Source organism: Acinetobacter sp. YH12064, from assembly GCF_013419735.1.
Classification (GTDB): Bacteria; Pseudomonadota; Gammaproteobacteria; order Pseudomonadales; family Moraxellaceae; genus Acinetobacter; species Acinetobacter amyesii.
In genome coordinates this window covers 104,738-131,531 of sequence record NZ_VOZP01000012.1, presented here as the reverse complement: position 1 = coordinate 131,531, position 26,794 = coordinate 104,738, and the positions used below count along the sequence as shown (strand labels likewise).

The following is a 26,794-nucleotide window of genomic DNA, read 5'->3' as shown; positions in this document are numbered from 1 at the left end:
TAAAAATGAATCATATTAATTCGAATCGTCGTCAATTCTTAAAGGGTTTGATGGGAGTCGGGTCTTTAGCGTTATTTTCTGGACTGAGTCCAGTAAGCACGTGGGCAAATGCCAAATTTCCGATTAGCCCATTTCAATTAGGTGTTGCCTCAGGTGAACCTTGGCCAGATGGTTTTGTGATTTGGACCCGAGTTGCACCATATCCACTTTCAGTGGATGGTGGGATGCCGAAAGAAGCAGTTGAAGTAGATTGGGATATTGCTACAGATATTGAATTTAAGAAAATTGTGCAAACTGGGAAGGCGCAGGCACATCCTGACTTACATCACACAGTACATGTAGAGATAAGTGGTTTAGCACCGATGACACGCTATTATTATCGATTTAGATTGGCCGGTTATGAAAGTTCTGTAGGTACAGCAAAATCGGCGCCAGCAGCACATCAAATGCCAGAACGAGTTCGAGTCGCTGTAGTGGGCTGTCAGCATTATGAAACAGGTTATTACACGGCTTATGACTACTTGAGCAAAGAAAAAGAGATAGATTTAGTTTTCCACTATGGTGACTATATTTATGAAGGACCAGAGGGTAAAGGCGGGGGACGTGCAATTGGAGATCTAAGAGTTTCAATTCCTGCACGTCAACATATTGGTCCTGAAATTCAAACTTTACTGCAATATCGTATTCGTTATGCGCAGTACCGTGCGGATCCTGATTTACAAGCTGCACATGCCTCTGCACCTTTTGCAATGACCTTTGATGATCATGAAGTGGATAACAACTGGGCTGCAGATATTGAAGAAAAAGGCGAGAAGAAAGACATATTTTTACTGCGCCGCGCAGCAGCGTTTCAAGCGTGGTACGAATATATGCCTGTACGCTTAAAACAGAAGCCGAATGGTCCAGATATCCTTGCTTACCGTACTTTAGATTATGGCAAAATGCTACGGATGAATATTTTAGATACACGCCAATACCGTTCTCCAATTTTATGCACCAAAGCTCAGTTAGAAGATGGGTTTGATAAAGTAGATTACTGCCGTACTGAGAATAGCCGAAATGAGCAGGTTCTTGGTAAAGCACAAGAGCAATGGTTGGCGAAGCAAATGCGCCATGATAAGCGTTGGAATGTCTTGGCACAGCAAATTCAGGTTATGCCTTGGGTACGTTATAACAAATCAGGCAAAGCTTATTTTGGGAAAGATACGTGGAATGGCTATCCATACGCACGCGAGCGCTTGATTGAATCTATCAAAAAAAATGCACCTCATGGTAATACGGTAATTTTATCAGGAGATTTGCATCAATATTTTGCAGCGAATATTCCAAGTGATTTGAATGATTTTAAGAGTCCATCGATTGCGACCGAATTTTTAACTACATCGATAACCTCTACCGGCAATGGTCAACCAATCCGTCCAGGGCAGGAAGATGTGCTGAAGTTAAATCCACACATCAAATTTATCAATGATCAACGCGGTTATCAGACTTTAGACTTTTTTAAAGACTATATGCGTACAGACTTAAAGGTTCTAGACTTTGTTGAAAAACCAGGTGGAAAAATGACGACCGTCGCCAGTTTTGAAGTGGCTTATGGCAAGCCAGAACTGAAGCAGATTAAATCAAAATAAAAAGGGATTACTACTCCTGCTAAATTAAATAAAGCGCTTAGATGGTTCTAAGCGCTTTATTTTTATATTGGACATGCACATCTATTAAAAACCACTGCCCATGCATGTGATCTACTATCTATGCAATGGGACAAGATGCTGATTTTTTTAATCAGATTTTGTATGTGTGGCAGAAATAAGATGGTTAATTTCAGTTTTGGCTTTGATCATATCGGCTTGGAACTGTGGATCTGCCTGCAAGCGTGAAAATTGTGCTGCACCCATAATACGGCCAGCATCGACATCACTTTGCCAATGCATATTGCACACGACTCGGCTTTGACCAAATTCAATGCCACGTTTGAAAATTTCATTTTGGCGTTCTGGGCGAAGCTGCGCCAGAACCAATGCATAAGTCCAACCAATTGTGGTGTGGCCAGATGGATATGAAACAAATTGGTTCTTTTTATTTTCCTCATCAGGCGTACAGGTGCTGACATTAAAATAGCCATATGGACGTTCACGGCTATATTTCTTTTTTGCAGTTTGAGTAGAGTATCTACTATCAAGTTTAATCTTTCTTAAAATTTCAAATAAAATAGGTGTATTTTTCTCATTAATTTCTACGCCAAATGCATGTGAAAAAGGTCGCCCTAAGTGTGCATTTGAAACATCAGCATCAATTTGTGCTTGCTGCCAGCGAGCCGTATTTTTCAAATATTGAGATTGTTTAAAAATACTTTGATCACGAATAAAATCTCCACTATAGGCTTGTGGAGGAGTAGATAATATTTCAAGACTATTTGGAGCTAAGTCAGGTGTTAGATATGAATCTGCGGCCATGGAGTGTGCGCTTAAGCAAACCCATATTAATGTAGAGATGGCACATGGAGTATAAAATTTTAAGTTTGTCATGATATAGCTAAGTTTTGAATAATTAAAAAAGCGCTCATACCATAAGCAATAATATTGACTCTAAGATGACAAGAATTAATAAGATGAAAATTATCGCAATATAAATAAGATTGAAATGCGGGAAAACCGGAATGAATAAAAAAACCACCCAGTCTTTCGAAAGGGTGGTTAAGAACTCAAAACTAAAATTAAGCTTCTTGCTGTTCAGATTGAATTGCCGTTAATGCAATGGTAAACACGATGTCATCGACCAAAGCGCCACGAGACAAGTCATTTACAGGCTTGTTTAAACCTTGCAGCATAGGGCCAACACTGACTACATTTGCAGAACGTTGAACTGCTTTATAGGTTGTATTACCTGTATTTAAGTCCGGGAAAATAAACACATTGGCACGACCAGCCACTTTGGAGTCAGGTGCTTTAGAGCGTCCCACACTTTCCACCGAAGCAGCATCGTATTGAAGCGGGCCATCAATAAGTAAGTCTGGGCGGCGTTCTTTGGCAATACGTGTTGCTTCAGCCACTTTTTCGACATCTGCACCTGTACCAGAAGTACCTGTTGAATACGAAATCATTGCGATACGTGGGTCAATACCAAAAGCTTTCGCTGAATCTGCAGATTGAATCGCAATCTCTGCAAGCTGTTCTGCATTTGGATCTGGATTAATGGCACAGTCACCATATACATAGACTTCATCAGGCAACAGCATAAAGAACACAGAAGAAACCAATGAATAATCAGGTGCAGTCTTAATCAATTGGAATGCAGGACGTACAGTATTCGCCGTAGTATGTACTGCGCCTGAGACTAAGCCATCCACCTGATCGAGTGCAAGCATCATGGTACCTAAAACCACAGTATCTTGTAGCTGTTCACGTGCTTGTAGATCATTGAGTTTACCTTTACGCAGCTCAACCATTTTAGGCACATAGTTTTCACGAATCAGATCTGGATCAATAATTTCTAAATCATGTGGCAATTCAATGTTACGTGCTTTTGCAACTTCAATCACGGCTTCAGGTTTTGCCAATAAAATACAGTGTGCAATGCCACGTGATTGACAAATGGCAGCCGCCTGAATGGTGCGTGGTTCATCACCTTCAGGTAGAACAATTCGTTTTTTCGCAGCAATCGATTTTTGTACCAATTCATGACGGAATGCAGAAGGGGACAAACGGGGTTGATACGAACCATTCAATACTTCAGTAATCCACTCAGCATTGATGTGGCTTGAAACAAAGCGGGTCACTTGTTCTGCACGTTCTACGTCATCGACAGGAATTTCATTGCCTAAATTTGAAAGTTGTTGTGCCGTTTCAAAAGTGCTTAAAGGCGTATGTAAAATCGGTAAGCCTTGCTTAATCGCAGTTTGGCAGAAATCCAAAACTTGTGGGTTCGGTTGATGGTGTTCAGTCAAAACCAAACCGGCAAGTGGAATACCATTGCTACTTGCAAGGCTAGAAGCCAACAACACATCAATACGGTCAGAGGCGCTGATAATCAGTTCACCTGCCACAAATTTGTGAAGTTCATGTTCAATATTAGAGGCAACTAAGCTGCTATGTAGTACGCGTCGATGAGCAGCATCGCCTTGGTTAATCCATTCCGCTTGAATATGTGTCGCCAAGTCAGACATGCGCGGTACGCTGAGCGTATTACTAAATGGAACGAGGCCAATGACAGGTAGCTGTGTAGAACCAATTTGCGGATTACTTTGTTGTAATTCGAGTACAAATTTATTGGTATCACTGATTAAACGCAGATTTGGATCAAGCGTGACAGGAATTTGCGCAGATTCTTCTGGCAAACCACGTGTGCGCATAAACAAAACGCCCGCAGTACGTTCAGATGCTGCACCACCGAATTGGCGTAGAGAACTGTCAATTTTCTCAGCAGTTTTCGTGGCATTTTGAATATCTGCTGTGCTGACAATAATCACTTTAGCATCGAGTGCTTTTGCTAAAGTTGCGTTGAGTTCTGAGGCAAAGTTATCTCGGCTGTTTGGAACCAAGCCTTCAACAATAATCAGATCATGCTTTTTTGCAATTTCACGGTGCAAACGAACTGCTTCTTCGAGCAATTCATCACTTTCATCATGACTCAGTTGTTTCACGATGGTGGCATGATGAATGGGTTCTACCGTTTCATTATTAAATAAATGACGATAAAGAGCCGTTGTACGGTCTACGGTATCTGCGACATTTTCCTGTGAAAATGGTTTCAGAAAACCTGCTTTGACCCCTTGGCATTCCAAAGCATAAATTAAACCTAAGCATGCAGATGTTAAACCTACACCTTCCCCAGTTGGCACGAGTAAAATTGTTTTCATACGGTGTCTAAATTAAAGCTAAAAATTAATATTGAAGGCGAAGGGGCTGATGCGATTGCTTATGCAATCGCAGCTTCAGCATCAGACTTTTTTGTAGCAGACGCTGTCACCTCGTCTACAACATGCTCAGTTTCTTTGGCAATACGGCCTTCTTCATCGGTTGGAACAACCCAAATTTGTGGGCCAGTACCGTGGTCAATACGACCTTCAGTACCGCGTTTTAAGTTGTCATTTAATTCTTTACTAAGGTTGAAACCAAAGTGCGGTAAGTATGAAACTGTTTTTTCACGAATGTAGGCAGAATTTTCACCAATACCACCGGTAAAGAATAAACCGTCAATACGTGGTAGACCACAGCTGAGACCTGCCAAAGATTTTGCTAAACGGTAGCAGAATACTTCAATGGCAAGTGCTGCATCTTCGTTGCCTTGTTCCGATGCTTCGATCAACGTACGCATGTCATTTGAAAGATCAGACAAACCGAGTAGGCCTGATTGGCTGTTCAGCATCTTGTCGATTTTGTAGATATCCCAACCTAAGTTGCTCGCAAGGAAGCTGTGAATACTTGGGTCAACATCACCACTACGTGTGCCCATGACCACACCTTCAAGTGGAGTCAGACCCATTGACGTATCTACAGATTGACCATTCCAAATCGCACAAGTCGAGCTACCATTGCCTAAGTGAGCAGTTAACCAGCCACCTTGTTTAAAGCTGCCTGCCAACATTGAGCCACGCTCAGATACGTAGGCATGGCTAGTACCATGGAATCCATAACGACGTACGTTATGTTGTGTGTACAAGAATTTTGGTAATGCATAACGGTATGCATGAGACGGCATGGTTTGGTGGAATGCTGTATCAAATACGGCTACTTGCGGAAGTTCAGGGAACAAGCGCATGGTTGCTTCGATCCCTACCAAGTGAGCCGGGTTATGCAATGGAGCAAGCGGTGTAGCTTCACGAATACGTTCAATAATTTCTGGTGTTAATAGCTCAGCTTTGGTTAATGTACCGCCGTGAACAACACGGTGACCAATCGCTTGAGGATTATGGTGAGCCAAACGCTCTAAAATAGTTTCGAGGGCTTTTTCATGGTCAGCATGTGGAATAGACAGCTCAAGCGCATCACCACCTGTAGTGACTCCTTTAATACGTGCATCAGCAGAACCTAGGTTCTCGGCTAGACCAAAAATACGATCTTCACGGCGCTCAGAAACTAACGCATATTTGATAGAAGAAGATCCGCAGTTAATTACTAATACTGATGTAGACACGTTTAAATACCCGAATTCTAATTGAAATACTTATCCATAATATTGATCTGATTGCAGTTGTATTGATTGATGCAATTTAGATCTGTGATGATGTTTTATCATGGGTTTTTTTATCGTCCTAGATAGACTTTAGGAGATTAGACTTAAGCACTATCGACCCTGAGCACAATAATAATTAAAATTTATCAGTTCATAGTTTTCATTTATTAATAAAATAGTCCTCAAAATTTATACGATTTAAGGGATATACATAGAACATAACATGCGGTTGCTGCGCTGTAATCCTTAAATTGTTGCAAAAAAGCAGGTAATTTGAACTTCTCTTATTTTTATGAAGCATTTAATTGTCAAAATATCTATTTTCGATTCTATATCCTGTGTGTTTGCAGGCTTATATTTCAATATGTGAACCCTGGGTCAAGCTGTGCCTTTAATCAGAAAAGCACAGCTTTCGTTGTCTTATTGGGTGTTATTGGCGAATTTGACCATCACCAAACACAATCCATTTTTGAGAAGTCAGACCTTCAAGACCGACTGGACCACGTGCATGGATTTTATCGGTTGAAATACCAATCTCAGCACCAAGACCATATTCAAACCCATCTGCAAAGCGCGTTGAGGCATTAATCATCACTGAACTTGAATCTACACGCGCCAAAAACTGACGAGCCAAACTGAAGTTTTCGGTAATGATTGAGTCGGTATGGTGTGAGCCATATTTATTGATGTGCTCAATTGCTTCATCTAAGCCTGTAACGACTTTCACTGCCAAAATCGGGCCCAAGTATTCGGTGTACCAATCTTCCTCAGTTGCAGGAACAATCGACTCACCCAAAATGCGCTGCGTTTCAGCACAGCCACGCAGTTCAACTTTTTTCTCAGCATAGAGTTCAGCAATGCGTGGTAAAAACTCTTCAGCGACATTTTCATCGACAAGCAAGGTTTCCATGGCATTACATACGCCATAACGGTGTGTTTTGGCATTAAGCGCAATAGGTAATGCTTTTTGCAAATCAGCCTGAGCTTCCACAAAAACATGGCAGTTACCATCAAGATGTTTGATAACAGGCACACGTGCTTCATTGGTAATACGTTCAATTAAGCTTTTGCCACCACGAGGTACGATCACATCGACATATTCAGGCATAGTAATTAATTGGCCAACCGCAGCACGGTCTGGGGTATTTATCACTTGAACGGCATGCTCAGGTACACCTGCGGCAGTTAAGCCATGTTGAATCGCTGCCGCAATTGCTTGGTTAGATTCCAAAGCTTCAGAACCACCACGTAAAATAATCGCGTTACCTGATTTAAGCGCTAAAGATGCGGCTTCAAGGGTGACATTTGGGCGAGATTCGTAAATCATGCCAACAACACCTAGCGGTACGCGCATTTTGCCCAGCTGAATACCTGTCGGACGAAAGGCCATATCGGTGATTTCGCCAATCGGGTCAGTCAGTGCGATTACATCTTTTAGACCTTGAAGCATGCCTTTAAAGCGTGTGGGGGTAAGTTCTAAGCGATCAAGTAGAGCACTATCCAAGTTGTTGTTATGCGCTTTGGTCATATCCACTTGGTTAGCTGCCAAAATTGCAGTTTCACTGTTTTGTAAAGCAGTATAAATTGCTGATAAAGCATTATTTTTAGTCTGGGTAGAAGCCCCTGCGAGCACACGTGATGCTGTGCGTGCTTGCTGTCCTACCGTTTGCATGTATTGTTCAATAGACTCTTGCATAGCGGTTTGATCACTTAGAAATTTCAACTCGATATTAACAGCCTGTGACTGAACAATGAAGCACTTAAGTGCATATTCGACTGTACTTGCTGACCAGAATTAACATTTTGAAATTGTTTTTAGAACAAAAGTAGATAAGCGGCGGGGATATCAGTTGCTTGTAAAATGAACCTCTGTATAGAATGAAACAATAGCGACATTGAAGTCGTACAAATAACGATTAAAGAGCAGGACGCTAAGTCGAGCAGAGTCTCTAAATGAATTCCTGACAATAAAAATAAGGCAGGAATGGAGGAAAGGAATATGAATTCCATTATCCAAATGGATCCCACCGTACAGGAAAGTACGCATTACAGTTTTTTCGATCTATATGACAAGCAAAGCTTTAAACAGCCTGCCAGAACGACATGGATTGATGGCTGGAAGGTCGAATATATGGCCATTGCACAACCTGAAACCATTCATCGCACCCCGATTGTTATTATTGGTGGTGCATTTCAAAACTTTAATTCCTACAAATATTGTGTCGAACAACTATTTGCGGCAGGACCTATTATTTTAATTGATTTACCCTCTATGGGCTCAAATCAGCAAATTACCAATGTCGATACTTCGGTGTCGGCAGGGACTTTAGAGTTGGGTGATCTGGCACAGATGTTAGGCGTTTGGTTGGATATCGTCGGGCTAGAAAAAGTATCCGTGATGGGGATGTCACTAGGTTCAGTGGTGGCTGCAGGACTGGCGGATCAACGTCCTGAATTGATTGACCGCATGATATTGATGGGCGTAATGCAAAAAACGCGCAAGAGCTGGCGCATGTTGCTTGAAGAATCCTTGCACTTGATGAAAGAACAGCGCATGGATGAATTTGGCCAAGCGGTGATTTTATATTTGGTCAATCATGCCAAACTTGATGTGACGCGGATGTCACCGACAGCGAAGCGTTTGTTCTTTAGACAAATGGCTGAATTCACCAATACCGAACAAGAGCGTTATGACATTAACTGTAATCGTTTGCTGCGTTTGCAAGACGTGCCGATTCCACAGTGTGATGTATTGGTGTCATGCGGGCAGTACGACAGTTTTACTTTGCCACATGAAAATGCGGGCTTTGCCTTGCAATGTCCGAATATGCAATTTGCCATGATTGCCAATGCGGATCATTTACCGCAGTTGCAACGTCGTAAGGAAACCATGAATTTGTTTGCAACTTATCTACGCGGTGAGTCTATTCAGCAGTTGGATGGGATCATTCCAATGAGCCGAGAGCAAATGCAAAATATTGAACGCCGTGGCGAAGCGCGTGTAAGTGTACAACAGCCATTCACGCATTTATCTCATCGCCATTCAGACCTCGTGGTTGACACTCAAATTATAGATTTAAATTATTTTGGGGTGTTGTTGAATGTACAGGCTGAAATGTTGGACTCCATGCACGCATATCCTCGGGATTTGGCATTACATCTAGAAGATGAAGAAGGTGAGTTTAAAATTGAATGTCTCATCTTTGACGTTGTAGATACGCAGGTTCGCGCTTTGTTTAAGCATGGTAGTTTTGAGTTGGCAGAGCGTTTATTGCGTTTTGTACAACGCCAAAAAGAAGATGTGTTGATATTAGAAGCTGTAAGTTAAAACATGAACATATAAAAAAACAGCGCTTTAGCGCTGTTTTTTTGTTTTGGCATGAACCATCCAAACCAAATCTCCACAGTGCTGCTCTGCATCGTGAAAAGGAATCACTTGTTCTTGCTGCTGTTGTGGAAAGTATAAGGCCGGCTGAACGACGTCTACTTCTTCAAATCCTGTATGACTGAAGAACTGCTGTAATTCAGCAGGGGATTGAAAATGAAAAGTAAAAGCGCTGCGAGACATGACTTTGAGTAATTTACTACTGGCCCAAATAAAACGTGCTAAACGGTTCTTAACGGGTTCTGGATAGATGTCGGTCAGATAATGCAATTCCTGAAACGAGGCGCCATATTCGGTGATCCCTTGCAATAATTTATTCAGTAGGATTTGATCAAAATAATTAATCAGACCTTCGCTAATCACCACCAAAGGGCGTTCAGGGTCAAAACTCTGAAAAATACGTTCAAAATCTTGAGTGAAAATGTCGCCAGTTAAGACCTCAGGGGCATGCGGGTCAATCTGTTTGAGTGCCTGTGTTTTGATTTTTGCCATATCTGGCAAGTCGAGTTCACGATAGTCAATTTCAGGATGCTTGGTACGAAAATTCCAACCGCGCGGGGAGAGGCCACAGGCAATTTCGAGTACTTGTAGCTGAGGGTGTTGGGCAATGAGTTGATCTAAATGTTGATCGATCATGGCATGGCGCTGTTTAAGCGTCGAACGCATGCTACCGCCCACATTCTTTTCTGCCCAGCTTTCTAAAGGATGGACTAAACGTGCTAAAAATTTGCCTTTACGCGTAGCAAAAACGGGATGTGAAATCCCCATGCTGTACCAAATATAGCCGGTGTAATGTGCAGTAAAGGAAATGTGTCGATGTTCCGATAAACTTTGTGTCATGTCGTCCTGACCTAATGTTGTTTTTATTGGCAATTTTTGTATAGCGCCGAAGCACTTATTTTGACTTCATCATAAATCAAAAAGGAGCACCTTGTCGTGCTCCTTTTTATGATTTTAAAGGTTGTGGATTAGCAGTATTGATTTTTAAAATCCACAATATGGTTACGCACGTTTTGCCAGTCCGCCCCGAGTTCAAGGCTTTGTCCAATCTCAATTTGTGGAATTTTGCCGCGCATACGTTCAAGACGTTCTTGATTTGGAAGAGCCAAGTTTTGAATCCCATCAAGTGCAATGCATGCAGATTCACGGTTATTACACACGAGGCCCATATCACAACCTGCATTTAATGCTGCTTGGATACGAGCATCTGCGCCGCCAGCGACACAAGCGGCTTGCATGCTTAAATCATCGGAGAATAAAACGCCATCAAATTGGAGCTCTTGACGTAAGACTTTCTGTATCCAATACGGTGAAAATCCAGCAGGATTAGGATCAATATTTTCATAAATCACATGCGCAGGCATTAAGGCATCAAGCTGTGGTTGCAGTTGAATAAAGCTTTGCATGTCTTTTTGATAGATTTCTTCATAACTACGATGGTCAATGGCAGCAGCAACATGTGAGTCTGCTTTCACCGAGCCATGGCCTGGGAAATGCTTACCTGTAGATGCCATCCCCGCACGTTTCATACCTTTTAAGAAAGCACTTGCCAGTGGAATGATGTCTTGCATATTTTTGGCAAAACCACGGTCACCAATCACATCACTAACATCATTTAAATCCAGCACTGGTGCAAAACTAAAATCGATGCCGACCGCAAGGACTTCAGCTGCCATCAACCAGCCACATTGTTCAGCCAGTTCAACAGCTTTTTCAGGTTCAGTTAAGTAAAGTTCTCCAAACTTACCCATAGCTGGTAGGAGTGTGAAGCCTTGCTTTAAGCGTTGTACACGACCACCTTCCTGATCGACCGCAATTAAAATATCAGGACGAATTTGACGCATATGGTCGGTTAGGGCACGAACTTGTTCAGGAGATTCAATGTTACGACCAAATAAAATCATGCCGCCAACTTGTGGTGCCTGTAATAGTTCAATATCTTCTTGGGTAAGTTCTGTGCCAGCAATGTCGAGCATTAATGCGCCAATCATATTCGGTGTCCGTGTTGGAATTTTTAAGGAAAAACAATACCTGAATTCTGCAATGATTTGCTACACTTTGTCAGCAGAGAATATGATAAAACTACACGACATAAACATATTAAGTTGTTTAAGATTTTGAATCTATTCAATTCAGGTCGAAAACCAACACGGTAATATTGGTCTTAATACCAAGGAAGTACAAATTATTTATGAAACTTCAAACATTAGCTTGTGCCGTTGCGATTGCGACAGGTGGATTCTTTTTCACTCATGTGGTGAATGACGCAATTGCTGCCAATAATACAGAAGCAGTGAGCGCGGGTACCATTCAGCCCACACAAGAGCAAGCCTTGGTCTCACGTCAGCTTGCAACATTGGTAGACCGTCAACACTATTTAAATCAGCGTTTAGATGCCAATACATCTAACCGTATTTTAGATTTTTATATTGATAGTTTAGATGCTGAACATACGTTGTTCTTGGCATCAGATATTGAAAATTATAAAAAACGTTATGGCTCAACTTTTGGTGCAAATCTCAAAGCGGGCAATTTAACAGGGCCGTATGCGATTCATGCGCAATATCGTGAGCGCTTAAAACAGTTCTACACCTATATGTTGGAAGAGCTGAAAAAGCCACAGAATTTAAATCAACCGAATAACTACATCGAAACCGATCGTGAAAAAGCGCCATTCTTTAAATCGACAGAAGAACAGCGTGCGCATTGGAATAAAATGTTGGTCTCTCAGCTGATCAACTTAACCATCAGCAAAGAAGAAGAGAAAGCCAAACAAAAAGCGTTGAAAGATGACCCAACACTGGCAAATGGTCAAGACTTAACAGGTCCTGAAGACTTAACACCTGAACAGACTTTAACCAAGCGTTATACACGTCAGTTAGAGCGGATTAGTCGTTTAAAAAGCGATGATGTGCTCGACAAAACTCTGAATGCCATGATGCTGACGTATGATCCGCACAGTAACTATTTCCCACCTGTAGATGCGATGGAATTGAACCGTCAAACCACGCTGCAATTGGAAGGGATTGGGGTATCGATTCGTCCTGAACGTGGCAACGAAGACTACACTAAAATTGAAACGATTGTAGAAGGTGGTCCAGCCAGCAAATCAGGACAAGTCAAGTCAGGTGATCGCATTGTTGGTGTTGCCCAAGATGGCGACAAAATGGTGGATGTGATCGGTTGGCCGAGCAATGAAATTGTCGGACTGATTCGTGGTAAACGTGGCACCAAAGTGACTCTACGTTTATTGGGTGCTGGTGCGTCCATGAATCAAGCGCGAAATGTCACAATTGTACGTGATGTGATTCAAGAAGAAGATGCAGGCGTGCGTTCACGTACCGTTGAAATTGAGCGTGATGGCAAAAAACATAAGTTCGGTGTAATTGAAATTCCATCGTTTTACTTGAACTATCGTGCACGTCGTGCAGGTACAGACTACCGTTCTGTGTCAGAAGATACCAATAAAGCCTTAAAAACTTTAGATGCTCAAAATGTTGAAGGTATCATCATTGACTTGCGTAACAACCCTGGTGGCTCACTTGAAGAAGTGGCACGTATGCTTGGTCAAGTGATTAAATCAGGTCCAGTGGTGCAAATCCGTGATGGCAATGGCAATGTCAGCGTGTTTGAAGATGATGATGGGGGCGCGCAAACTTATGCAGGTCCATTGGCAGTATTGATTAACTTGGCTTCGGCGTCTGCGAGTGAAATTTATTCTGCTGCGATTCAAGACTATGAACGTGGTGTGGTGATTGGTAGCACCACAACGGGTAAAGGAACAGCGCAGGTACAACTTGACTCTTTAGCCTATGGTCAAGCAACCTTAACGCAACGTAAATTTTACCGCGTGACTGGCGGCAGTACCCAAAATAAAGGGGTCGTGCCTGATATTAAGTTGGTTGATATTTACAATGAAGAGTTTGGTGAACGTAAAGCGAAAAATGCTTTACAGTGGGATACCATTCCTACAGCACCGTTTAAACGTGAAGGCTCGATCCAAGCCTATGTTCCCGATTTGATTAAGTCATCTCAGCAACGTGTCAGCATTGATCCGCAATTTAAATATTTAGAGCAACGTACTGCGATTGCGAAAAAGACAGAAGAGCAAAAGCGTGTGGTGCTTGACTTAGCGAAGCGTAAAGCCGAGCTGTTGGCACTAGAGCAAAAGTCTTTGGATGCTGAAAATCAGCGTCGTAAAGTGGTGGGTCAAAAACCTTATGCCAACTGGGAAAGCTACCAAGCGTCTATGGATGCATTGGTGGAGGCACGTGCAAAAATGAAGGCAAACCAACGTCCAGCACTGCCTGAAGAAGAAGTCTTTGTGACGGAAGCAGCAAACGTGCTAATGGACTATGCCAAATTACAAGGCAAAACGCATACAACAACAGCCAAAAAGTAAGTAATTCATCCATAAATAACATTGAGATGATTGCTTGAGTTCTTGACAGAAAAGATGAATTTATCCATTGAGAAATAGCGAGCTACGGCTCGCTATTTTTTTTGTGAGTAGGGCGGTGTTCGATTTAAATCTAGAAAGCAATCTATAAATGATTCTAACTTATTCATTTTATTATGATTAAAAACTGTTCTAAAATAATAAACACCTGATGCAATTTTTATCAAAAGTTTAAGTTTTAGTGAACTTCATCAAGCTTTATTTTTTTAAATTAATCAGTTGCTTAAAATCTTGAAAGAAAGACTTGACCATTACCGTAGACTAATAGATTCTAAGAGAAAATAAGTAAGTAATTGAAAATGTAACAAGTTAAAGGGAAGAGATAGATTGGGTAATTCGGTTAAAGAAAGTGCCACGATAACCTAAGCGGAACGCTTGATATGACCCATATTCATTATGATTACAATCTGGTCGTTGGTTCAATCGTAGTTGCATTATTAAGTTGTTACTTAGCTGTTTCACTCGAACAAATGTTGTTCCGTGGAACACGACCAAGATATGAAAATGTCATATTATTATTCAGCGGTGCAATTTTAGGTGCTGCGATTTGGTGCATGCATTTTGTAGGCATGATGGCCAGCCATTTGCCTTCAAATCATAGTTTTGATACCAGTCTTACTCTGACATCCTATTTTATTGCCTTTGTCGCGTCCACTTTTGCCGTGTGGTTAACCACACGACTGACGCTACCATTTCCTCGTTTAATTTTAGGCTCAGTTTTAATGGGGCTAGGCATTTCCGGAATGCATTACACGGGGATGCTGAGTTTAGACGTTCAGGGTTATGAGCAACGATACGAACCTTTAATTGTTATCTGTTCAATTTTAGTTGCGATCTGTGGCTCGTGTTTGGCATTTTGGCTGACATTTAAAAATAAGTATTCGTCTAAACGTAACATCATGAATGCCTTTGTTGCGGTCATGCTGACTTTTAGCATTGTCGCTATGCATTATATTGGTATGGCAGCTGTTGATTTTGTACCGCTAAACTCGATGGATGTATTGGTTGCGGCTCAAATTAACCATAATTTATTGCTATTTATTGTCTTATTTGTCACCAGTTTATTGTTGATGGCGGCCTTTAGCGTTGCAGTACTTGAGCAACGTTTAGAACATCGCAGTTTGCAATTGATGCGCGCAAATCGAGAACTGGCTAATCAAGCGGTACAGGACAATTTGACCCGTTTACCTAATCGACTATTTTTGGCTGAATATGCACATTTTCTATTTACAGAGCATCGCTTAAGACAAGATAAAATTGCTTTTATTTATATTGATATCGACCGTTTTAAAGCGGTCAATGATGTGTTTGGACACCATGTGGGTGATCAACTACTGATTCAAATTGCTACGCGTATTCACCGTTTAATTAATGATAAAGCCAAATTGCTACGAATCGGTGGGGACGAGTTTCTGATTGTGCTTGAGTCGGCAAGCAATGACTCTGCCACAGCAATGTCTGAAAAAATATTGGAATTGATGCAAGAAAGCTTTTTGATTGCAGGCAAGGAAATCAATATTTCAGGCAGTATTGGTATTGCGATGTACCCTGAACATGGTGCGAACTTGCAAGATCTGCTGATTAATGCAGACACTGCAATGCTGAGTTCGAAGTATCAGGGGCGTAATACCTATTCATTTTTTAATTATACCGCTGACCAATTTGAAGAAAAAAGTCAGACGAAACTAATCAATGATTTGTATAAAGCGGTAGAAGAACAACAGTTTATCTTATTTTATCAGCCAAAATTTAATGCCGCTGATCGTGAAATTTGTGGGGTAGAGGCCTTAATTCGTTGGAATCATCCAACTCTAGGTATGTTGACGCCAAATAAATTCATCAATGGCGCGGAAAAAACTGGACTGATTATTGCCATGGGCTATTGGGCGCTTGAAGAAGCCTGTAAGCAAATTCAGCACTGGGAAAAGCTGAATATGCCGCTGTATCCAATTGCAGTCAATTTATCGGCCATTCAGTTTGAGCATAAACATTTATTTAGTACCTTAGAGTCGCTTTTTGCAAGGTATGAAATTAACCCATCAAATTTAATTATTGAAATTACCGAGTCAACAGCGATGCATCATATCGATGCCAGTATCTTGACTTTTGAACATTTGAGAAAGATGGGAATTAAAGTTGCGATTGATGACTTTGGTACGGGTCATTCAAGTTTCTTGTATTTAAAAGAACTGCCTGTAGATGAACTGAAAATTGACCGTGAGTTTATCCGCAATTTGAGCGTCGGTTCTAAAGAAGAAATTATTTTAGAAAGTATTATTCACTTGGCAATTCGACTGGGTTTAACGGTCACTGCAGAAGGTGTAGAGACAGAACAACAAGCAGAAATTTTAAAACGTTTAGGTTGCCAACAGTTGCAGGGATATTTGTTAGGAATGCCGATGCCAGTGGCACAGCTTGAAGAAAGCATGAAAATGAAAGTTGAATAAAGTCATTTGTAGTCTGATCGCATTGCCAATGAGTGAGAAAAAAAGACAGAGAAATGCTTTATATCGTCGATAAAAACAGGTCGTCATCCAATGTAAAACATCAAGACACACCACGCTAAGATTTTGACTCAACCCGATGTGGTTGATTATTTTTAATGGTCAATCTGATACAATATCGCCAATTTTCCATATTGATCAGATCTGATCTTTTGCACTGCGAGTTTTGCAGTAGGTGTCTTTCATGAGTTTTAAAGAAGAATTAGCGACACAGGTCGCTCAGCGACGTACTTTCGCTATTATTTCCCACCCCGATGCCGGTAAAACCACAATGACAGAAAAACTGTTGTTATGGGGACAGGCGATTCAGGTTGCAGGTATGGTAAAAAGCCGTAAATCTGATCGTGCGGCAACGTCTGACTGGATGGAAATGGAAAAAGAACGTGGTATTTCGATCACCACTTCTGTTATGCAGTTCCCGTTTAAAGACAAGATGATTAACTTGCTCGACACCCCAGGGCATGAAGACTTTTCTGAAGATACCTACCGTACATTAACCGCTGTTGACTCTGCGCTTATGGTGATTGATGGTGCAAAAGGTGTCGAAGACCGTACGATCAAATTGATGGAAGTGTGTCGTATGCGCGACACGCCGATTATTTCATTCGTCAACAAAATGGACCGTGAAATTCGTGAGCCATTAGAACTGCTTGATGAAATCGAAAACGTTTTAAAAATTAAATGTGTTCCGATTACTTGGCCACTGGGCACAGGTCGTGACTTTGCCGGTGTATTTAACCTACTCGAAGAAAAATTCTACGTTTATAAGGCAGGTTTCGGTTCAACTATTACGGATATTGAAGTCCGTGATGGCTATGACTATGCAGATTTGCGTGAAAAAGTCGGCGAACTCGCTTGGGCTGCATTTGAAGAATCATTGGAATTGGTTCAAATGGCCAATGAACCTTTAGACCGTGATGAATTTTTGGCAGGTCGTCAAACGCCAGTGTTGTTTGGTACGGCACTCGGTAACTTTGGTGTAGACCATGTTTTGGATGCATTTAGTCAATATGCGCCTGAACCTAAAGCACATCCAACTCAAGACCGTAAAGTTGAAGCGACTGAAGAAGGCTTCACTGGTTTCGTCTTTAAAATTCAAGCCAATATGGATCCAAAACACCGTGACCGTATTGCATTCATGCGTATCTGTTCAGGTAAGTATGAAAAAGGCTTAAAAATGAAACATGTGCGTCTAGGTAAAGATGTGCGTATTAGTGATGCTTTAACGTTCCTTGCTGGTGACCGTCAGCACCTTGAAGAAGCATGGCCGGGCGACATTATCGGTTTGCATAACCATGGTACGATTCAGATCGGCGATACCTTCACTTCGGGTGAAGATTTACACTTTACCGGTATTCCTCACTTCGCCCCTGAAATGTTCCGTCGCGTGCGTTTAAAAGATCCTTTGAAGTCAAAACAGCTACAAAAAGGCTTAAAAGAACTTTCAGAAGAAGGGGCGACTCAGGTCTTTATGCCGCAAAACAGTAATGACTTAATCGTGGGTGCTGTGGGTGTGCTTCAGTTTGAAGTGGTGGCATATCGTCTGAAAGAAGAATACAAAGTGGATTGTATTTATGAGCCTGTAAGTATCAATACCGTACGTTGGGTATCGTGTGATGACGAGAAAAAATTCAACGAATTTAAGAAAAAAGCACACGACCAATTGTCTGTCGATGGCGGTGGTCATTTAACTTATCTTGCACCAAGTCGTGTGAATTTACAGTTAATGCAAGAACGTTATCCGGATATTGTGTTCAGTAATACACGTGAACACTAAGTTGTTCTTTTACAGAAATAAAACAGCTTCTTCGTGAAGCTGTTTTATTTTGTGGTAGAGTTTTTAAATCCATACATTACGCAATCATTTGGTCGTTTAGGACATCATGAAAAAATTCAAGGATGCTACAGTTTTTGCACTTTTGGGGAGTGTTTTGCTGCTCAGTGCATGTGATTCAGGAAAAGAAAACAAAGCGACAAAGCCGGCCGACGGTGGTGCTTCTGAAGCGGCTGTGATTAATCCAGATGTTTTGCCTTATTTAAATATCCAAGAGCAAGCCGCAAAAATCGCCAAACCGTTTTGTGAAAATAAAAGTTGTATTGATTTAGAGATACAAACCATTCAGACCGTAGATACGTGGTTGAATGGTTGGATTGAAAAAAATCAGGCCAGCGTCGTACAAGATCAGATTGCATTAAAGCAAAATATGAATCTCCAACAAGCCGTCGATGCGTATGTGAAAAAATCAGATGCTTGGCAGGCAGAGTTTAAAACCAATAAAGCCTATGAATTGGCCATGTACACACGAGTTCCATATCAACGGAATCAATATGTGTTGCTGCAAATCGGTGTTGATACCAAACAGGAAAATATCACGGTCAAAGAGCGTTATTATTTTTTTGTGGCAGACCGCCGTGCGAAAAAGAATCTTAAACCTTTAGATATTATTGAAGCAAAGCAACAGCAAAATATGGATGCTATTGTGCAGCAAGCCTATAGCAAATGGTTAGATGAACAAGAGGTAGATGTCAAAAAATCGGCACCGAAAAAACTCTATTGGGGCCAAGCAGATTGGTTCTTTGATCAAGAAGGCGTTGGTTTGCATTACCGTACAGATGAAATTGTCAAAGATGGTAAACAACTGGATATTTATCTCAGCAAAGCGCAAACACAACAAGTATTGAAAGCTGACGTTTATCAGCATATGTTCTAATCAACGAAAGTATTTAATTTGATAAGATATTTACCAAAATAAATATCAATTATTCAAAATGAAAGGTTGAAGCAATGGTGCAAAAAAATAAAATTTGGGCAAGCTCAATATTGGCAGTTTCTGTTGCATTCACGGCGTGTCAGCCACAACAAGCTGAACCTGAAAAAAAGCCGGATCAAGCAAAAACTGAACAGCCAGATTTGAGTGCAAAACTGATTGGTGATGCGGAAAAATTACAACTGAATTTACCTGAATGTGATGGCGGGGTTTGTCCTGAAATTTCAGTTGAACGCTTAAACAGTAATCAAGCCTTTATTGATGAATTTATTGATGCGGAAATTCTAAAACAGTTAGGCGAAATTCTATCTGTATCGCCTTTAGAAGATAAAACGCTGAGTACTGATGCTCCCGCTGCAAGTGAAGTTGCTGCAGCGTCTGAAGCAAAATCTGCTTTGGCAAAGGTTGAAACGCCCAAATTAAAATTGGAAAAAGCCACGCAGCCTTACATGCAAGCGTTCTTAAATTTAGATAAAGAGTTGAAATCTTTAAGTGCCAATCAGCAAATCAGTTTGATGATTAAACCTAAAATATTAAATGCTGAAAAACCCTTGGCAACAGTGGTTTTAAATACCAGTTCATATTTAGGTGGAGCGCATGGTTCTTCTGCACAGCAATATTACAACTTTGATTTAAGCACTCAAAAATTGGTGCAGCTCAACGACATATTATTGCCAAATCAACGTGCTGAGCTTGAAAAGCGGGGCTATGAAGTATTTAAAACTTGGGTGAAAGATGCCAAGTTGGCAGACAATATTCAAGAATACGAACAGATTTGGAAATTTAAACTGTCTGATAATTTTTATCTGAGTCAGCAAGGTTTAATTTTGCAATATGCCGAATATGAAATTGGGCCGTATGTGGTGGGTTTACCACGTTTGACCATTCCTTATGATCAATTGCAAAGTGTATTGAAAAAGCAATATCTACCTCCAGTTGAAGCTGCTGAAGCCTCAGCCGCAAAAGCAAATTAATTAGTTCAATGACTTACTCACTGTTTGATACGCATACGCATTTTGATGTTCCCGATTTTGACGCTGATCGGGAACAGTTGGCGTATGCTGCCAAACAGGCGGGTGTCGATGCGTTAGTATTGATTGGTTTTGTACAGTCACGTTTTCAAGATTTGCTGCATACTCAAGAGTTTTTAGCTCGTTTATCCAATGTTCCAAAAAGCTATTTAGCTCCCGGCTTACATCCGTTTTATATTGAGCAACATCGTACAGAACATTTGCTCGATGTGGAGCAGATGCTAAAGCAGCATGATTGTGTTGCTGTCGGTGAAATAGGTTTAGATACCTTTTTGAAACAGCATAAACAGCCCGAACTTTTTCAAAAGCAGCAGCAGTATTTTTCTACACAACTTGAGTTAGCACAGCAGTTTGATAAACCGATATTGCTGCATATTCGCAAATCCCATGCGGAGGTGCTTTCGATGTTGAAAAAGCATCAATTTAAGCTCGGTGGTATTGCACATGCATTTAGTGGTGGTGTTGAAGAAGCGAAGGCATTTACCAAGCTAGGTTTTAAAATTGGTGTAACAGGGCAAATCACTAATCCCAATGCAAAAAAATTACATCAAGTGGTTCAGACTTTGGGTGTAGATCATTTGGTCTTAGAAACTGACTGTCCAGATATGACACCCTTATGTTGTCAGCATTCGACGGAAGGGCGTACCCGTAATACGCCGGTCAATTTGCCCTATGTATTGCAGGGGCTAGCTCAGAGCTTAAACCGTACTGAATCTGAGATTGCACAGATCTTATGGACTAATTCATTACAAGCATTGCATCTGGACGCTTAAGCGGCAACAAATATTGACGCCGCTTGATTGAATCTGATTTTATTCGCATCGTGCATGCAATGATGGTTTTCTAAAAAAAAGGCGCATTATGCAATTTCTAAAATGCTTTAGACTTGGCATTATGCTGTTAAATTATTTTGAGTGAGTTTCACATGGCACAAGGACTATTGGCTGGCAAACGCTTTTTAATCGCGGGTATTGCAAGTAAGTTATCAATCGCATTTGGTATTGCGCAAGCTTTACATCGCGAAGGTGCAGAACTGGCTTTTACATATCCAAATGAAAAATTAAAAAAACGTGTAGATGATTTTGCTGAACAATTTGGTTCAACTTTAGTTTTCCCATGTGATGTCGCAGTGGACGCTGAAATAGATACCGCTTTTGCTGAACTTGCTAAACATTGGGATGGTCTAGACGGTGTTGTGCATTCAATTGGTTTTGCACCGGCGCATACTTTAGATGGCGATTTCACTGATATTACAGACCGTGAAGGTTTTAAAATTGCTCACGACATCAGTGCATATAGCTTTATTGCGATGGCTCGTGCGGCAAAACCTTTATTGGCTGCACGTCAAGGTTGCTTATTGACGCTGACTTACCAAGGTTCTGAACGCGTAATGCCAAACTATAACGTTATGGGTATGGCAAAAGCGTCACTAGAAGCAGGCGTACGTTATTTGGCAACAAGTCTTGGCGCTGAAGGTATTCGTGTAAATGCGATTTCAGCAGGTCCGATTCGTACCTTAGCGGCTTCAGGGATTAAATCTTTCCGTAAAATGTTAGACCTAAATGAAAAAGTCGCACCACTTAAACGCAATGTCACCATTGAAGATGTCGGTAATGCAGCATTGTTCCTTTGCTCGCCTTGGGCAAATGGTATTACAGGTGAAATTTTGTATGTTGATGCTGGCTTTAATACTGTAGGTATGAGCGCTGATCTAATGGCAGATGCTGAGTAATTCTCTTTAAGTTCCCTCTCCCTTTGGGAGAGGGCTAGGGTGAGGGAATAAAAACCTCTCCCCTTGGAAACAGTGTTTCTCATCTCCTGGAAGGAGAGGGAATAAATAAAGCATAAAAAAGACCGCAAAAGCGGTCTTTTTTAGATTTGAAGATAAGCGATTAAGCTTGGCCTTCAGCAGCAGTTTGCGCACGTTGCAAATTCGCTTCGAATTCAGCATCGAAGTTAATTGGTGTAAGCAATAATTGTGGGAAGCTGCCTTTAGTAACCATATCGTTCACAGCTTCACGTAGGAATGGGAACAAGATATTTGGGCAGTAAGCACCAAGAATGTAAGGAAGACGTTCTTCTTCAACGCTATCGATTAGGAAGATACCTGCTTGAGTAACGTCAACGATAAATGCAGTGTCACCCGCATTGTTCGCTTGAACGACAACTTTCAGTGAAACTTCGAAGTGTGTTGGATCAACTTTTTCTGCAGAAGAAGAAAGGTTGATATTTAGTTCAGGCTGCCATTCTTTAGTAAATACTTGAGCCCCAGGTACTTCGAAAGAAATATCTTTAGTATAAATACGCTCTAATGCCAATTGTGGTTGAGCTTGTTGTTCTTCACTCATTGTTTATTCCTTAATATGAGGTGACGATTTATGTTTAAAATTAAGATAGCATGCCGTCGAGTTTGCCTTCACGCTCTAAAGCATAAAGTTGGTCAAAACCGCCAATAAACTGATCATTAATAAAAATTTGAGGAACGGTACGGTGGTTGGTGCGTTGCATCAATTCAACACGTACTTCAGGCGCTTCATTTGATAAATTAATTTCTTTATAAGCCACGCCTTTACGCTCTAGGAGCTGTTTTGCACGAATGCAGTAAGGACATACAGTTGTTGAATAAATCGTAACTTCAGCCATGTTAATCTCCTAAGAAGCGCTTATTTGCTTTTAACTAGAGGTAAGCCTTGAGCTTTCCAGTTGCTAATGCCGCCGTCTAAACGGTATGCATCTGCATGACCGACTTGTTGCAATGCAGAACCTGCCACTTGACCAAGGTTACATACAAAAACCAACGGGCGATCAGAAGTTTTTAACTCTTCAATGTGTTTTGTAATTTGGCTATATGGAATATTACGGCTACCGCTAATATGACCTTCGCGGAAGTCTTTCGCATCACGTAAATCAATCAATTGAGCATTTTTAGCTTTAACTAAAATCCCTAAAGATTGAGGTGAAATTTTGCGACCATTACGCTGGCCTTCAAGAATAAAGAACAGCACGACTAATACAGCCAGCGTTCCAAATAAGAAGGGGTGATTCCCCATAAATTCGAACCAACGTTCCACAATTCACCTAACTACAATTTTAAATTGCCAAGAGTATAGCCCATAAATATGGTGATCAAAATCACCCCTTCAAGGGCATGAACAGAATAAAAATTAATTTTTTTGCTGCGCTTCCGTGATTTCGTCGATCAGACGTAAATAACTGTCTAATCGGCGCGGCAAAATTTCGCCATTTTGAGCCGCCATTCTAAGCGCACATTGCTTTTCGTGTTTATGCGTACAGTTACGGAACTGACAATAACCCAAATGTGATTCGATCTCAGGGAAACCTTGCTGAACTTTTTCCAATTCTAGGTGCCATAAACCAAATTCACGGATTCCTGGTGAATCAATCAATGCAGAACCTTCACCAAACGCAATTAAGCGCGTAGAGGTGGTGGTGTGCTGACCGAGCGCGGAGTTTTCCGAAATAATATTGGTTTTTTGCGCAGCATCCGGAACAATGGCATTAATTAAAGTGCTCTTACCAACCCCAGACTGACCTACAAATGCGACAGTTTCACCAGAAAGCCGAGCAGAAAGTGTGCTTAAGTCACCATCGGATTGGGTTTGCATGACTTCATAGCCCAAGTCACGATATTCTTGTAATAGCGTTAAGATCGGATCGTTGTCTTTAAGTAAGTCTGATTTATTTAAGACCAATAAAGCTGGAATATCGGCATCTGCACAGGCCACCAAATAGCGGTCAATCAGGCCTGGTGCTGGCTCAGGAAGCGGTGCAAATACAATCACAATCAGGCTGACATTGGCTGCGACAGGTTTCACTTTGTGATAACGGTCAGGGCGTGTCAGTAAAGATTGGCGTGGATGAATCGCGGTAATAATCCCTAAACCTGTAATCGGGTCAGCTTGCCATTTGACACGGTCACCCGTCACCAATAATTCGAGATTGGTACGGGTATGGCAGCGCCAAACACTGCCTAATTCGATGGGTTTCCAATGGGGTTCAGGTTCACCTGCTTGCACAATGGGTTTTTCAGGATGTTGGTCGGGTGTAGACAGCGCTTGAACTTCAAGTTGACGACCATAATGTTGGACGACCAAGCCTTCCAAATCTGCAGAAGTATCGATTTCTTCCTGACGAGATTTATGTTGCTTCTGAATGCGACGTTGCTGCTGTTCAGTCAGTCGGCGCTTACGAATTAAAGCCATTCATATCCTAAAAAACCATGAAAACTAGATGGCAAAAATAGCATGAAAGCAGGGTCTATTTACAGCGCAAGCCCAATAAATTTGCTACTATGTTCATTTTTACAGCCTAATAAGATTGCACATTTATGAGCAGCACACCTGATACACGCCTGATTTGGATTGACCTTGAAATGACAGGTTTAGATACAGATAACGACCAGATTATTGAAGTTGCAACAATTGTGACGGATGATAATTTAAATATTCTGGCGGAAGGGCCTGTGCTTGCGGTACATCAGTCTGATCGTGTGCTCAATGCAATGGATGAGTGGAACACTCGCCAACATGGTCAATCAGGTCTGATCGAACGTGTACGTCGTAGTAAATTGACAGCACAAGATGCTGAACAGCAAACTTTAGAATTTTTGAAAAAATGGGTGAATCCAAAATCATCACCAATGTGTGGTAACTCAATTTGCCAAGATCGTCGTTTCTTGCATCGTTTAATGCCTGAAATGGAACAATACTTCCACTACCGTAATCTCGATGTATCATCAGTGAAAGAATTGGCGAAACGCTGGCGCCCAGAGATTATGGGTGGCTTGAAGAAAAATGCCTCGCATTTAGCAATGGATGATATCCGTGACTCGATTGCAGAGCTTAAATACTACCGTGAATATTTCTTTATTATGAATAAAGACTAAGGTTATAAGATCGAAAAAGAGGCGAAAGCCTCTTTTTTTTATCCAAGATATTTTCTCTATCGTTGATAGATGTTGGCTTGATGAATCTCGAGAAAACTTGCAGGCTGAGCCAAATCAGTGAAGCCAAATTGACGATATAAACCATGTGCATCCGCCGTTGCAAGTAACATGCGTCTTAGATCTGCGGCGCCACATTTTTCAAATAAAGTACTCACAATTAATTTTGAATAGCCTTTGCCTCGATGCTCATCGGCGACATAAATATCGGCTAAATAAGCAAAAGTTGCATAATCCGTAATGGCACGACCAAAACCGATGAGTTCATCATCGAGAAGTAAGGCTACGGCCAAAGAGTTTTCAATCGCTTTTTTCACCACATGTTTTGGAATATCTTTTGACCAATAGGTATGGCTTAAAAAGCGATGCACGGTGTCTAAATCCATTTCATTTTTGTCATCGGTAATTTTTAAATTATTTGGCAGAGGATGGATGTCCATGGCAATACACACTTGAGTTTGAGATCTATGGTTATACTTTTTAAAGCAGACCTCCGTTTGCTGTAAATGTTTATTTTGATGGATTTAGACCTGATGCGAATGCCGCTCTGTTGCGCTGACTGCTGAATTGCGTTTTATCAAAGAAAATAAGTAGCAAATTTGCTAAAATGGCGGTTGATTTAACACTGCCTCCAAACCTATGACTGAACTGCTCCAAGATGATGAATATGACCGCCGTTTTGCTGGCGTAGCCAAAATATATAGTGATGAAAGTTTTCATCATTATGAAAAAAGTCATGTCATGGTGATAGGGATTGGTGGTGTAGGCTCATGGGCGGTCGAAGCTTTAGCGCGTACTGGTATTGGTGAGCTGACCTTGGTCGATATGGATGTCGTTGCTGCATCGAATATTAATCGACAATTGCCTGCCATGAGCACGACATTGGGACATGAAAAAATTGAAGTGATGGCAGAGCGATGCCGTGCGATCAATCCCCGAATCAAAATAAATTTGATTGATGATTATCTCACACCTGAAAATGTGAAAGAAATATTAGCCGGCAATCCCGATTTAATTTTAGATTGTATTGATGACGTGAAAGCGAAATTCGCCCTCATGTTACATTGTCGTTTTAATAAAATTCCGTTGATTGTCTCGGGTGGTGCAGGCGGTAAACTCGATCCGCTGAAAATCCGAGTCGCGGATTTATCTAAAACTGAGCAAGACCCGATGTTAGCGAAATTGCGTACACAATTACGCGGCAAAGGCATTTGTAAAAAGCCGAAAGAAAAGTTTGGGATTACCTGTGTTTATTCGATTGATAATCCATTTTCCAGTGCTGATGTTTGTCCAAGTGCGGGCTTACGTTGTGGTGGATATGGTTCAGCAGTAGTCGTGACGTCCAGCTTTGCGATGGTGGCTGTGTCAGAGGTGCTCAAAAAACTTGATGCAAAACGAGCAAAAGCATGACAGCTATCTCATTTTGAAAAAAATAAAGCACCGAATTCGGTGCTTTTTTTGTATATAGAATTAAAATCAGACACAATGTTGGAATAATTAAAATATTGATTTT

General features: G+C 41.2%; 22 protein-coding genes. 11 read left to right on the top strand and 11 right to left on the bottom strand.

Annotated features, from left to right (window positions below):
* Positions 1-5: 5 nt before the first annotated feature.
* Positions 6-1,631 carry an alkaline phosphatase gene (locus FTU13_RS12750; RefSeq protein WP_180128418.1) on the top strand — a complete coding sequence of 542 codons (1,626 nt, stop codon included), beginning with the start codon at positions 6-8 and terminating at the stop codon, positions 1,629-1,631.
* Positions 1,632-1,778: 147 nt separating this feature from the next.
* Here the strand turns inward: FTU13_RS12750 and FTU13_RS12745 are convergent, their stop codons facing one another.
* From FTU13_RS12745 to FTU13_RS12730, 4 genes are all read right to left on the bottom strand, one after another.
* Positions 1,779-2,453 carry a phosphatase PAP2 family protein gene (locus FTU13_RS12745; protein WP_180128420.1) on the bottom strand — a complete coding sequence of 225 codons (675 nt, stop codon included), beginning with the start codon at positions 2,451-2,453 and terminating at the stop codon, positions 1,779-1,781.
* A 260-nt stretch (positions 2,454-2,713) separates the two neighbouring features.
* The gene (pta, locus tag FTU13_RS12740) at positions 2,714-4,855 is read right to left on the bottom strand and encodes a phosphate acetyltransferase (protein WP_180128422.1); all 2,142 of its coding nucleotides are present in this window, start codon (positions 4,853-4,855) and stop codon (positions 2,714-2,716) included.
* Positions 4,856-4,914: 59 nt separating this feature from the next.
* A complete protein-coding gene (locus FTU13_RS12735; RefSeq protein WP_111884043.1) occupies positions 4,915-6,132 on the bottom strand; it encodes an acetate/propionate family kinase in 1,218 nt (405 codons plus the stop codon).
* A gap of 469 nt (positions 6,133-6,601) precedes the next feature.
* Positions 6,602-7,867 carry a glutamate-5-semialdehyde dehydrogenase gene (locus FTU13_RS12730; RefSeq protein WP_111884042.1) on the bottom strand — a complete coding sequence of 422 codons (1,266 nt, stop codon included), beginning with the start codon at positions 7,865-7,867 and terminating at the stop codon, positions 6,602-6,604.
* 303 nt (positions 7,868-8,170) lie between these two features.
* On the opposite strand from FTU13_RS12730, the gene FTU13_RS12725 reads away from it, so the two are divergent.
* Positions 8,171-9,499, top strand: a complete 1,329-nt coding sequence (locus FTU13_RS12725; RefSeq protein ID WP_180128424.1) for an alpha/beta fold hydrolase — start codon at positions 8,171-8,173, stop codon at positions 9,497-9,499.
* Between the two features lie 27 nt (positions 9,500-9,526).
* On the opposite strand, the gene FTU13_RS12720 is transcribed toward FTU13_RS12725, so the two are convergent.
* On the bottom strand, positions 9,527-10,396 hold the full coding sequence (locus tag FTU13_RS12720; protein ID WP_180128426.1) for a class I SAM-dependent methyltransferase: 870 nt from the start codon (positions 10,394-10,396) through the stop codon (positions 9,527-9,529).
* A 128-nt stretch (positions 10,397-10,524) separates the two neighbouring features.
* A complete protein-coding gene (gene nagZ, locus FTU13_RS12715) occupies positions 10,525-11,547 on the bottom strand; it encodes a beta-N-acetylhexosaminidase (protein ID WP_180128428.1) in 1,023 nt (340 codons plus the stop codon).
* A gap of 200 nt (positions 11,548-11,747) precedes the next feature.
* Between nagZ and FTU13_RS12710 the strand changes: the two genes are divergently transcribed.
* The 7 genes from FTU13_RS12710 to FTU13_RS12680 all read left to right on the top strand — a co-directional run bounded on the left by FTU13_RS12710 (position 11,748) and on the right by FTU13_RS12680 (position 22,050).
* Entirely contained in the window at positions 11,748-13,958 is a 2,211-nt protein-coding gene (locus tag FTU13_RS12710) for a carboxy terminal-processing peptidase (protein WP_180077859.1), read from the top strand.
* A gap of 437 nt (positions 13,959-14,395) precedes the next feature.
* Complete coding sequence (locus FTU13_RS12705; RefSeq protein WP_180128430.1) at positions 14,396-16,462, top strand: EAL domain-containing protein; 2,067 nt, start codon at positions 14,396-14,398, stop codon at positions 16,460-16,462.
* Between the two features lie 241 nt (positions 16,463-16,703).
* The gene (locus tag FTU13_RS12700) at positions 16,704-18,296 is read left to right on the top strand and encodes a peptide chain release factor 3 (RefSeq protein ID WP_180084687.1); all 1,593 of its coding nucleotides are present in this window, start codon (positions 16,704-16,706) and stop codon (positions 18,294-18,296) included.
* Between the two features lie 106 nt (positions 18,297-18,402).
* A complete protein-coding gene (locus tag FTU13_RS12695) occupies positions 18,403-19,230 on the top strand; it encodes a hypothetical protein (protein WP_180128432.1) in 828 nt (275 codons plus the stop codon).
* A gap of 74 nt (positions 19,231-19,304) precedes the next feature.
* A complete protein-coding gene (locus tag FTU13_RS12690) occupies positions 19,305-20,261 on the top strand; it encodes an RsiV family protein (protein WP_180128434.1) in 957 nt (318 codons plus the stop codon).
* An 8-nt stretch (positions 20,262-20,269) separates the two neighbouring features.
* Entirely contained in the window at positions 20,270-21,091 is an 822-nt protein-coding gene (locus FTU13_RS12685; protein ID WP_180128436.1) for a TatD family hydrolase, read from the top strand.
* Between the two features lie 152 nt (positions 21,092-21,243).
* Positions 21,244-22,050 (top strand): enoyl-ACP reductase, encoded by an 807-nt coding sequence (locus tag FTU13_RS12680; RefSeq protein ID WP_078189642.1) that lies wholly within the window; start codon positions 21,244-21,246, stop codon positions 22,048-22,050.
* Between the two features lie 160 nt (positions 22,051-22,210).
* Here FTU13_RS12680 and secB read toward each other — a convergent pair whose 3' ends face one another.
* The 4 genes from secB to rsgA all read right to left on the bottom strand — a co-directional run bounded on the left by secB (position 22,211) and on the right by rsgA (position 24,541).
* A complete protein-coding gene (gene secB, locus FTU13_RS12675) occupies positions 22,211-22,666 on the bottom strand; it encodes a protein-export chaperone SecB (protein ID WP_078189641.1) in 456 nt (151 codons plus the stop codon).
* A 40-nt stretch (positions 22,667-22,706) separates the two neighbouring features.
* The gene (gene grxC / locus FTU13_RS12670) at positions 22,707-22,961 is read right to left on the bottom strand and encodes a glutaredoxin 3 (RefSeq protein ID WP_078189640.1); all 255 of its coding nucleotides are present in this window, start codon (positions 22,959-22,961) and stop codon (positions 22,707-22,709) included.
* 20 nt (positions 22,962-22,981) lie between these two features.
* Complete coding sequence (locus FTU13_RS12665) at positions 22,982-23,389, bottom strand: rhodanese-like domain-containing protein (RefSeq protein WP_078189639.1); 408 nt, start codon at positions 23,387-23,389, stop codon at positions 22,982-22,984.
* A gap of 93 nt (positions 23,390-23,482) precedes the next feature.
* The gene (gene rsgA / locus FTU13_RS12660) at positions 23,483-24,541 is read right to left on the bottom strand and encodes a ribosome small subunit-dependent GTPase A (protein WP_078192688.1); all 1,059 of its coding nucleotides are present in this window, start codon (positions 24,539-24,541) and stop codon (positions 23,483-23,485) included.
* Positions 24,542-24,666: 125 nt separating this feature from the next.
* On the opposite strand from rsgA, the gene orn reads away from it, so the two are divergent.
* Positions 24,667-25,224 (top strand): oligoribonuclease, encoded by a 558-nt coding sequence (orn, locus tag FTU13_RS12655; RefSeq protein ID WP_067763591.1) that lies wholly within the window; start codon positions 24,667-24,669, stop codon positions 25,222-25,224.
* 56 nt (positions 25,225-25,280) lie between these two features.
* On the opposite strand, the gene FTU13_RS12650 is transcribed toward orn, so the two are convergent.
* Positions 25,281-25,721 (bottom strand): GNAT family N-acetyltransferase, encoded by a 441-nt coding sequence (locus FTU13_RS12650; RefSeq protein WP_180128438.1) that lies wholly within the window; start codon positions 25,719-25,721, stop codon positions 25,281-25,283.
* A gap of 199 nt (positions 25,722-25,920) precedes the next feature.
* Here FTU13_RS12650 and FTU13_RS12645 point away from each other — a divergent pair, with 199 nt between their 5' ends.
* A complete protein-coding gene (locus tag FTU13_RS12645) occupies positions 25,921-26,691 on the top strand; it encodes a ThiF family adenylyltransferase (RefSeq protein WP_078192686.1) in 771 nt (256 codons plus the stop codon).
* The last annotated feature ends 103 nt before the right edge of the window (positions 26,692-26,794 follow it).